The following is a 9,890-nucleotide window of genomic DNA, read 5'->3' on the forward strand; positions in this document are numbered from 1 at the left end:
TTGTGGCGCGCCGACGCGATTTAAAGCGATTTTTCGAACTCATCATCTATCAGCGGCCGTCCCTCCGACGACAAGCCCATCGATCAGCAGCGATGGCTGTCCGTCTGTGACAGGGAGGCTTTGTCCCTCCTTTTCGCACATTCCCGGCTCCATGTGGAGCCTCTTGCCGACGGCGCGGATTCCCATCAGTGCGTCGATACCGCGGCCGATCAGCGAAGCGCCCTTGACCGGGCGCGTTATTTTTCCATCTTCAATCAGGCAGCCCTGCGTGACGTCGAAAACGAACTCCCCCGTCGTCGTGTTGACTTCGCCGCCGCCCATGCGGCGGACGAAGAGCCCGCGGGAAACGCTCTGGATCATCTCGCCCTGCTCGCGGGGCCCTTCGGCCACAAAGGTGTTGCTCATCCGCGGCATCGGCAGGCTGGCGTAGGACGAGCGCCGACCGTTGCCGGTCAAAGGCAGGTCATACAAGCGCGCACAACGTTTGTCCGTCAGGTAATTTTTCAGAATTCCCCGTTCGATGAGGACTGTCCGCCGCGACGGCGTCCCTTCGTCGTCGCAGGCAAAAGAACCGTAAAGTCCGGGAAGCGACGCGTCGTCAACGACCGTCACGTCCTCCGCCGCGACCTGACTGCCGATTTTCCCCGCAAAGGAGGACTGTTCCTCGAAAACCAGATCGGCTTCCATCCCATGTCCGCAGGCCTCATGGACGATGGTGCCGCCGGCTTCGTCGGATAAAAGCACCGGCATGGCGCCCGTCGGACACTCCACCGCTTCGAGGTTGACCAAAGCCTCTTGGAGAGCCCTGCGGGCCACATTTTCCGCGGCAAGCTCCTGAAAGAACTTTCGTGCGCTTCCGGACACAGAAAAAGCACCGTAACCGCTTTCCAGACGCCCATTGCGTTCCACGATCACCTCGGCGGCAAAAGAACAATGCTCCGCTTCCCCGGCATGGCTTTCTTCCGGCGAAACGACGACGTACCGGCGCGCGTTTGCGGAGCAGGACAGCGTGATCTGCCTGATCCAACCGCACTCTGCCCGCAGGCGCCGGTCGGTTTCACCGAAAAAATCCACGTTCTCCGGAAAGAACGCCTGCACGCGTTCAAGCGGAAAAGACACATCGGGAACGCTTCCGCACCTCACCGCGGCGATTCGGCTCGCTTCGCCGAGAGCCCGCGCCGCGCCGCCGCGTTCGATGCCGGAAACCACGGCGAAAGCCGAGCTCTTGCCTTTCAGCAAACGGGCAGAGCAGCCAGCGGATGAAGAGCTGGAAACCTCTTCGACTTTCCCGTCACTGTAAGACAAACTGCGCGAGGCGGAGCGCTGAAAGTACAGATCGCCCCAATCGATGCCGGGCAGAGCGCTCAAAAACTGCGCACAGTCCTTCAGAACGGCCATTAACTTTTCTTCTTCCCCTGCTGGCGCCGCGCCGGCGAGGGAATGAGCCAGGGACGCCGGACTCCCTTCACGAACGCGGGGGCGCGCAACTTCGCCGTACAGGCGCCGCTGTACAACGCGACCCAGCCGATGCCGGGGACGACCAGATCTTCTTCGGGGCGGATCCGGAACTCTTCTTCACGCCAGCTCTGCGTCCGCAGTTTCGCCGCGCACTTGCGGCACGGCGGCACCAGCAATTCGCCGACATGATCCTTCATCAGGCCGTCGATGCGTTCTTCGCGGGTCCGATGGATCGTGACGCTGTCAGGAGCGAAAATCCCCAGGCGAACCCAGCCGCGCTCGCCCGCATCCGCGACCGTAAGCTGCGCCATGCCGCCCCAAAAAACGGTTTGACCGGTTTTCAGCACCTCGATGCTGCTCTGAAAGTTTTTTTTCGGCGAAAGAGCGGCGAGGCAATCGGGACAGAGCACGGGAACAAAAGGATCCTCCCCCTTCAAACCGGGGGCGTCCACCAGAACGGGACCGTTCACCATCCGGTATTCCGTCAGTCCCACGGTCGTGCCGGGCAGACGAGATACCGTCGGCACTTCATTCTTCAAAAGCGCGCCGAGAAGCGTGCTCTTGCCGACATTGGCGGCGCCGGCAAAAAGGAGCCGGTCGTCGGCATCGAACGTATCCTCGATGTGCCGCCGCAGTTCGGCCATGTCGCCGCGGTTCTGCGCCGAGACCAGAAGGATCTGCTCCTTGCGGACGCCAGTGCGTTCCGACAGCCACTGCAGCACGTCCTTGCGGGTCGTCCACGGCTCGAGCAGGTCGATTTTGTTGGCGATAACGAAGACAGGCTTTTTCATGCTTTCCGCCCAGTCGAGATCGGGCAGGGAAATCTCCGGACGGCTCACGTCAAGGACAAGAAACAAAGCAGCGGCGCCCAGCGCATGGGCCCTGATATCTTTTTGAATCCCCGCGTCAGCGAGCAGAGCTTTGCGATAAACGCCGTAATGTTTCATTTGGAAGCAACGTTTGCAAAGCACGCCTTCGTCGGGATTTTTGCCCGGCACAAGATAGCCAGGGAGATTTTCGTCAACACTCTGAAAAACGGCACCGCAGCCGGGGCAGCGTCTCTTTCCTTCCATCGGAAGCGTCTCCTTTTTCTGTTTCCACGAATTATTTGTTTTTGCGATAGAGCAGCACGTTCTTCTGGTGCTCGGCTTCCGTTTTGGCAAAACGATGGCTTCCGTCGCCGCGGGCCACATAATAGAGAAAATCGTTCTTCTCGGGCGCCAGCGCGCCTTCCCAGGCTTGCGCCGAGGGAACGCAGACAGGAAGCGGCGGAAGCCCCGCGGTCTTATAGGTATTGTACGGCGAGTCCACTTCGAGGTGCTTGAACAGCACGCGCTTCAGCGTTTCGCCTTTCTGCAGATACCACGCGTAGACGACGCTGGCATCGATCTGCAGGAGCATGTTTTGAGCCAGCCGGTTCTCGATCACTCCGGCAATCACGGGATATTCGCTGTCGATCTGCGCCTCGCGATGCAACAGAGAGGCGATCACCGCCGTCCGCAACGCGTTGTCCTTATCGGTCAGCAGCGCGCCGAAACGGGCGTACCATGCCGCCGACGCCTGCTTGACAAGATCCGGCAGAGATGCCTCCGTCAGGGAATAGGTCTCGGGCAGAAGGAACGCGGCGCGTCCTTCGGCGGCGTCGGGCAAAATGTCGCGCATGGCCGCAGGAAAGTTGCCGAGGTCGTTGAGGGCCGCTTTCTGCGCCTCGTCGCTTCCCAGCGAAAAGGGCTTTTGCGGCAGCGCGCCGGGAACGATCATCGCGCTGAAGTACGAAGGCTCGGCATTCTTCAGCTGTTCAGCAACATACCAGGAAGGGCCGGAAGATATGTGATATCCCCCGGCGCGAAGCGAACGATCGGCGCCCTTCCTGCCGAGCCAATACAGCAGATTGCGACGGTCGGCAACGAGTTTTTCTTCGGCGATCTTTTGTGCAAAGTGGCGCAGAGATTCTCCCTCTTTTAGAAAGAGCTGAGCCGTCTTCTCGTCCTTATGGAACGGCATGACGAAGACGTCTTTCCACTGCGACGGCTTCCAGTGATACGCGGCGACGGCGCCGAAAAAAACAAGCGCAAGGGCTGGTCCAAAAATTTTTTTCATCGCGGCGCCTGCCTTTACATGATCATCATGGCGTCGCCGAACGAAAAGAAGCGATATCGCTCCTTCACCGCTTCGGCGTACGCTTTCATGGTCAGGTCATAACCCGCAAAGGCCGCGACCAACATCATCAGCGTGCTCTTGGGAAGATGGAAATTCGTGATCAGCGCGTCCACGACCTTGTATTTAAACCCGGGATAGATAAAGAGGCCTGTTTCCAGCACGCCCGGGCGAAGGCCCGCAGAAGTGGCGGCCATGCCTTCGAGAGTTCTCACCACGGTCGTGCCAAGGGCGATGACGCGCCCTCCGTTCTTCTTGGCCATGACGATCTTGTCGTAGGCATCCTGCGGAACGACGCAGTGTTCGGAATGCATATGATGTCTCCGGATGTCCTCCGTTTTGACGGGGCGAAACGTCCCCAGCCCGACTTCGAGCGTAATGTCGGCAATCGTCACGCCGCGGCCAGCGACTTCCCGGAGCAGCTCGCGAGTGAAATGAAGGCCGGCCGTCGGCGCCGCCGCAGAACGAGGATCCTTCGCATAAACGGTCTGGTAATCTTCGGGGCGCGACGAGCGCTCATGAATATAAGGAGGCAACGGCATCGAGCCGTTTGCCTCGGCCAAAGCGCGCACATCGCAGTCGGCGGGGAAAATGACGCGGCGCACGCCGTCTTCGCTTTTGACGGCCCCGATCGTGACCACCACGTCGCCGTCAAGGCGTACCCGGGCGCCCTCGGGCAACTTGCGACCGGGACGCACTAAGGCCTCCCAGCATTTTTCGCTGTCATCCTCCGGACGCAGCAGAAGGATCTCCGCTTGGGCGCTGCCGTTGACCTTCACGCCTTCGACACGCGCGGCCATAACGCGCGTGTCGTTGCGCACAAGGACATCGCCGGGGCGAAGCCACTGAAGAATATCATGGAAATGCTGATGAAACAGCTTCCCGTCCGCGCGGCGTACGGCCAGAAGACGGCAACGGTCGCGGGGTTCCGCCGGTTTCTGCGCGATCAGCTCGGGCGGAAGTTCGTAATCATAGGTATTGATGTCGAAAAAGTTCCACTGCGTCATTAACAAAAGGTCACTCCTGTAAAGGTTTGCCGTACGTTATCTCTTCATCTCTTTTGGATTGCCGTGCCGGGATAATAAAACTCAAGTATTTTCTCCGCTGACCAGCCTCGATCCGCCATCGCTTTGGCTCCCCACTGCGAGAGGCCGACGCCGTGCCCCCAGCCGCGCCCGTATAATGTGACGCTGCCGCCGGCGAGGTTGACGAAAGCCGCCGTCCGGCCCGGATCGGGAATGCGCTTCACCGTCTCCGCCGGCTGTTCGAGCGGTTCTTGTTTTCGCTCCGTTTCCGGCGCCTCAACGCCTAAAGCTTTATACAGGTAGTTTCGGCGCCGCTCGGGATAGAGGATCATGTCCAGCCGTTCGTCGACGTTGAATTTCTTTTGCTCGATCAGCGCTTTGAGTTGCGCGTCTTCAGCCGCCGTCAGAGGCGTCGCGTCAAAGGCGATTTTTTTCGCGGTACGGGGCGCCTCGCGGCGCCGAGTGGGTTCGGGAACGCCGGCCGCACGCGGGCCCCCGGGGGAAAACTCAAAGAACGTGCTGCGCACTTTCTTCGCGCCGATCAGGGTGCGAAAGGCCGCGCTGCTGAGCACGGAGCTTCCCGCAGAGCCCGTAAATCTCAGCGCCGTCACACGCCCGGCGGCGTCTCGCCGCTCGATGGCGATCTGCGACAACGTTCCCACGCTTTTTCCTTTTTTGGCGAGAGCGTTCTGGATCTCGCCCGCCGACAGAGAGGCCTCCCAGCGGGACTTGGGAGATTCAGAGGGGAAGGGTTCTTTGCGAACGATCAGATAGGGGACGCTTTTGCCCCACACGTCGCTGACATCAGCGGTGGCGCCACCACTGTCGGAACAGAAAAAGGTGTGCGCCAAACCGCCCCTGTACGTCAGGACCTGGCCGCGGGTCTGCGCAATCGCGCGGTCCGTCGAGGCGTGGAGCACGTTCGTGCCTCGGTAGACCTGACAATGGTCGGTCGTGCAAACGTCATAACCGCTGGCTTCATGACGCCCCATTTGTGCCAGCGCATAGGTCCTGGAGATCACCGCCTGCGCCTTGAGGACTTCCGCGCCCCATTGCGGATTGATTTCATAGCCGAGGACGCCGCGGAGGTATTTTTCAACGTCAAGACGGTTGATCACCGTTATCTGCCCGGCGCGGGCCCGCAGCACCAGCTCTCCTTCATAGTTGACTTTGCCGCAGCGGATCTGGTGCGGCGAACTCACGATCACAGGCGAAGCATAGCTTTTTCCCTGAATGACGACGTTCGAGCCGCGCGCCTGAGTGTTGAAACTCGCCGGCAGCGAAAAGCGTCGGCCGCCCCCATCCTTGCCGCTCAAGCCGCGTCCGGAAATCGGCGCGGAGGGCGCGGTCATGAGCCCTACGCGAATCCAGCGCGCTTGCGCCTGAGCCGAAAGGCAGAGGCACAGCGAGAAAAAAATCACGGCGAGACAAATCTTTTTACAGCAGTTCCAGCTGATCCGGCGCCGCTTGGGGCGGCGTCTTTCCAAGATAACGGTACGCATTTTCCGTTGCTTTCCTCCCTCGGGGGGTGCGTTCGATCATGCCCTTTTGAATCAAATAGGGCTCGTAGATGTCTTCGATCGTTTGAGGTTCTTCGTTCAGCGCGGCGGCAAGGGTCGAAAGCCCCACCGGGCCGCCGTCGAAAAGGCTGACGATGGCGTCGAGTATTTTGCGGTCGCCGTCGTCCAGGCCGAGCCCGTCAAGCCCGAGCGTATCCATCGCCCGTTCCGCCAAAGCGGCTTCAACGGTCGGCACGCCGGCCACCTCGGCAAAATCGCGGACGCGGCGCAGCAGCCTCAGGGCGATCCGCGGCGTCCCGCGCGAACGGTTAGCGATCGCGCGGCGGGCGTCGGGCTCCACCTTCATGTTCATCACGCCTGCGCCGCGGTCGAGAATAACGCACAGCTCCTCCGGCGTATAAAGCCGCAGCTGCTCGACGATGCCAAAGCGGGCGCGCAGCGGCGCGCTGAGCAGCCCCAGGCGAGTCGTGGCCCCCACCAGCGTGAAATGCGGCAGGTTCAGACAAATGCTGCGCGCCAGCGGCCCCTTGCCGACGATGATGTGAAGCGTAAAGTCCTCCATGGCGGAGTACAGCACTTCTTCGATCGTCGTGGACATACGGTGGATCTCGTCGATGAAAAGCACGTCGTGATCCTGAAGATTGGAGAGGATCGCGGCGAGATCGCCGGGCTTCTCCAGCGCCGGCCCCGTCGTCACTCGCAGCTCGCTGTTCATTTCATGGGCGATGATGCCGGCCAGAGTCGTTTTTCCCAAGCCGGGAGGTCCGTAAAAGAGAAGATGGTCCAGCGCTTCCTCGCGCTTTTTTGCGGCCTGGATATAAACTTCCAGCTTGGATTTTATCTCCGTCTGGCCGTTGAAATCGGATAACCGGAGGGGGCGCAGGCCCCTTTCGTCTTCCCGCTCTTTGAGCTCCTCAAGCGGCGGCAGATCGAAACCGCGACGAATGTTTTCTTTGTCCAAAGCGCATCAACCTCACTTGCGGGGCTGAAGGATACGAAGGCAGCTCATAATGGTCTCGCTTTCGCCAAGAGCTTCTCCCTGTTCAGCCACAACCGACTTATAGGCGCGTACGGCCGACGCGCGGTCGAACCCCAAGGATTCAAGGGCGTCGAGCACGCTGGCGGCCGCCTGGCGATCACCGGCAGGCGCACCGTGAAATTCGCCTGTCAGTTGGATAAAACCTTTTTTATGAATGCGGTCGGAAAGTTCGAAACAGATGCGTTCGGCCGTTTTTTTGCCGATTCCCGGCACCGAGGTCAGCAGCCTGATGTCGTTCTGCTCCACGGCCGCGACGATTTCCGCCGGGGAAAGATACTGAAGGATGGAAATGGCCGCCTTGCCGCCCACGCCTTTGGTCAAAATCATCAGTTTGAACGTCCGGCGTTCGGTATCGTCGGCAAAGCCGTAAAGGACAATGCCGGCGTCGCCTACCTGCAACAGGGTGTAAAGAAATACCTGCGTTCCGAGTTCGCACCGCTCCGCGGCCCGGCGCGTCAAAAGGACCTCCACGCCGAACCCGTTGCACTCGACGACGGCCGTAAACTCGGACCTTTCTACAACCTTCCCTCTGATGCTGGCAAGCATGGCCGGCTATCTCCTTCCATAGGCATACTGCGGACTGCGGACGATCGCCAGACCGGCCAAGGCGATACCGAGCGCATCGGCCGTGTCGTCGGGACGGGGAATTTCCGGCAGATTCAGAAGCTGCTGAATCATGAGCTGCACCTGACGTTTTTCCGCCGTGCCGTCGCCGCAGACCGTCAGCTTCACTTCCGACGGTTTGGGTTCGATAATCGGCAGACGATACTGCGCTCCCAGCAGCAGTATCGCTCCCCGAACCTGCCACACCGCTTCGGCAGTGGTACGGTTCTGTCCGAAATAGAGTCTTTCGACGGACATAAAATGAGGGGAGCAGTTTTCAATCTGCTCCCTCACTCCGTCATACAACGCTTTGATTCTCACTGACGTATCCTGATGGGGAGGCGTCTCAAGACACCCATAGGCCAGCGCCCGATAGGAGCTTCCCGATTGGCACACAAAACCGTATCCGAGGCGGCCGATGCCCGGGTCGATCCCCAGGCAGACAAGCCCCTTAGTCGTCGCTGGCAATGGCCTCGTTCACCTCGTCGGTAAATTCGAAGTTCGCGTAGACGTTCTGAACGTCGTCGTGGCTGTCGAGCAAATCGAAGAGCTTGAGCATCTTGCGGGCTTTCTCCACGTCGCTGATCGTCACGGTTGTCTTGGGGACGAAGACGTTTTCGGCGTCGGCGATTTTATAGCCCTTCTTTTCAAGCGCTTCGCGAACGTCCATCATGGCTGAAGGATCCGTAGTCACGGCGGCACCCCCGTCCTGAATGGCGACGTCTTCGGCCCCGGCGTCGATGGCGTCCTCCATCAGCTGATCCTCGTCGACCGCGCCTTCGATGGTGACGCTGCCCTTGCGCTCGAAATTCCAGGCCACGCTGCCGGCCGTTCCCATGGAACCGCCGTTGCGTTCGAGAATGGCGCGGATCTCGGGCGTAGTGCGGTTGCGGTTGTCCGTCAGCGACTCGCAGATGATGGCCACGCCGTCGATACCGTAGCCTTCATACATCAACTCTTCGTAGGACACGCCTTCGAGCTCGCCGGTGCCGCGTTTGATGGCCCTGGTGATCGTGTCGTTGGGAACGCTGGCAGCGCGCGCGCGTTCGAGAGCCGCCTTGAGGCGCACGTTCATGCCGGGATCGCCGCCGCCCTCTTTGGCCGCGATGATAATCATCTTGATCAGTTTCTGGCGCTCGTTTCCTTTTTTGGAATCCTGCGCAGCCTTGCGATGTTTGATATTTGCCCACTTCGAATGCCCTGACATACAAAATCACCTCATAAAAAGTTTAAGGAGCCGCACTCCGCAAAACATGCTTGAAATCGCTCAAACTGCGTCGATAACGCAGATCGGCGGCATTTTCCTTTTGTGCTCCGAAATACGTTTGCGCCGCTCGATTTCCCTGCGGCTCTTCTCATCGATCGTTTGCCCGGAAACATAGGCGTCGAGAACTTCGTAGGACAGCCCCATTTCCTGCTCGTCGGTCTGCCCTTCCCAGAGCCCTGCCGACGGCGGTTTTTCGATGACCGGAGGCGGCACGCCCGTTTCGCGCGCGATCGCGCGCACCTCCGCTTTGGTCAGATCGGCCAGAGGCATAAAGTCGCTGCCGCCGTCTCCGTATTTGGTGAAGTAGCCCACCGTCAGCTCGTCCTTGTTGCCCGTACCGCACACCAGATATCCGAGCGTCTGCGCGATGGAATACACCGTGATCATGCGCAACCGGGGCTTGATATTGGCCCCCGCCAGCGCGGAAGGTTCCATGACTCGGCCGATCGTGCGCCGGTAGACGTCATAAGTCTCCGACAGATCGACCGTCAGCATCTTCAATCCCAGCGCTTCGGCGGTCAGGCGCGCGTGCTCTCCGTCAAGCGGAATGCTGTGACACGGCATGTACACCGTTATCACGCGTTCCGTCCCGAGCGCTCCTTTGAGCAGCGCCGCCGCCACGGCCGAGTCGATGCCGCCGCTCAGTCCGACCACGGCGCCGCCGGCTCCGGAAGCGGAAATAATCTGGCTCATCCATTTTTCGATGGCGTCGATCAATTTTCTGGCGTCTCTCACAGAAGCCCCTCCTCTTCACTCATGCGACATGACGTTTTATTTTACCACACTCGCTGTATTTAGGGCAGAAAAAAAGCCGCCACGAC

10 protein-coding genes are annotated in these 9,890 nt (G+C 60.1%); all 10 read right to left on the reverse strand.

What is annotated here, in order from left to right; all coding sequences use genetic code 11:
* Positions 1–42: 42 nt before the first annotated feature.
* The 10 genes from HMPREF7215_RS01300 to nadE are packed head-to-tail and all read right to left on the reverse strand — an operon-like array spanning position 43 to position 9,804.
* The gene (locus HMPREF7215_RS01300) at positions 43–1,398 is read right to left on the reverse strand and encodes a TldD/PmbA family protein (RefSeq protein WP_009163764.1); all 1,356 of its coding nucleotides are present in this window, start codon (positions 1,396–1,398) and stop codon (positions 43–45) included.
* Entirely contained in the window at positions 1,398–2,531 is a 1,134-nt protein-coding gene (locus tag HMPREF7215_RS01305; RefSeq protein ID WP_009163765.1) for a GTPase, read from the reverse strand. The genes HMPREF7215_RS01300 and HMPREF7215_RS01305 overlap by 1 nt, the downstream gene beginning before the upstream one ends.
* A gap of 31 nt (positions 2,532–2,562) precedes the next feature.
* Positions 2,563–3,558, reverse strand: coding sequence for an endolytic transglycosylase MltG (gene mltG / locus HMPREF7215_RS01310; protein ID WP_009163766.1), 996 nt, complete (start codon positions 3,556–3,558; stop codon positions 2,563–2,565).
* A 14-nt stretch (positions 3,559–3,572) separates the two neighbouring features.
* Positions 3,573–4,622, reverse strand: a complete 1,050-nt coding sequence (gene queA / locus HMPREF7215_RS01315; RefSeq protein ID WP_009163767.1) for a tRNA preQ1(34) S-adenosylmethionine ribosyltransferase-isomerase QueA — start codon at positions 4,620–4,622, stop codon at positions 3,573–3,575.
* 44 nt (positions 4,623–4,666) lie between these two features.
* The gene (locus tag HMPREF7215_RS01320; protein WP_083798212.1) at positions 4,667–6,142 is read right to left on the reverse strand and encodes a SpoIID/LytB domain-containing protein; all 1,476 of its coding nucleotides are present in this window, start codon (positions 6,140–6,142) and stop codon (positions 4,667–4,669) included.
* Complete coding sequence (gene ruvB, locus HMPREF7215_RS01325) at positions 6,078–7,121, reverse strand: Holliday junction branch migration DNA helicase RuvB (protein WP_009163769.1); 1,044 nt, start codon at positions 7,119–7,121, stop codon at positions 6,078–6,080. The genes HMPREF7215_RS01320 and ruvB overlap by 65 nt, the downstream gene beginning before the upstream one ends.
* A gap of 12 nt (positions 7,122–7,133) precedes the next feature.
* Complete coding sequence (ruvA, locus tag HMPREF7215_RS01330; protein ID WP_009163770.1) at positions 7,134–7,745, reverse strand: Holliday junction branch migration protein RuvA; 612 nt, start codon at positions 7,743–7,745, stop codon at positions 7,134–7,136.
* 6 nt (positions 7,746–7,751) lie between these two features.
* Positions 7,752–8,270: a crossover junction endodeoxyribonuclease RuvC gene (locus HMPREF7215_RS01335; RefSeq protein WP_009163771.1), complete on the reverse strand. Its 519-nt coding sequence runs from the start codon at positions 8,268–8,270 to the stop codon at positions 7,752–7,754.
* Entirely contained in the window at positions 8,254–9,009 is a 756-nt protein-coding gene (locus tag HMPREF7215_RS01340; RefSeq protein WP_009163772.1) for a YebC/PmpR family DNA-binding transcriptional regulator, read from the reverse strand. The genes HMPREF7215_RS01335 and HMPREF7215_RS01340 overlap by 17 nt, the downstream gene beginning before the upstream one ends.
* A 60-nt stretch (positions 9,010–9,069) precedes the next feature.
* Positions 9,070–9,804, reverse strand: a complete 735-nt coding sequence (gene nadE, locus HMPREF7215_RS01345; RefSeq protein ID WP_009163773.1) for an NAD(+) synthase — start codon at positions 9,802–9,804, stop codon at positions 9,070–9,072.
* Between the last annotated feature and the right edge of the window lie 86 nt (positions 9,805–9,890).

The sequence above is a fragment of the Pyramidobacter piscolens W5455 genome (assembly GCF_000177335.1).
In the GTDB taxonomy this organism is placed as follows: domain Bacteria; phylum Synergistota; class Synergistia; order Synergistales; family Dethiosulfovibrionaceae; genus Pyramidobacter; species Pyramidobacter piscolens.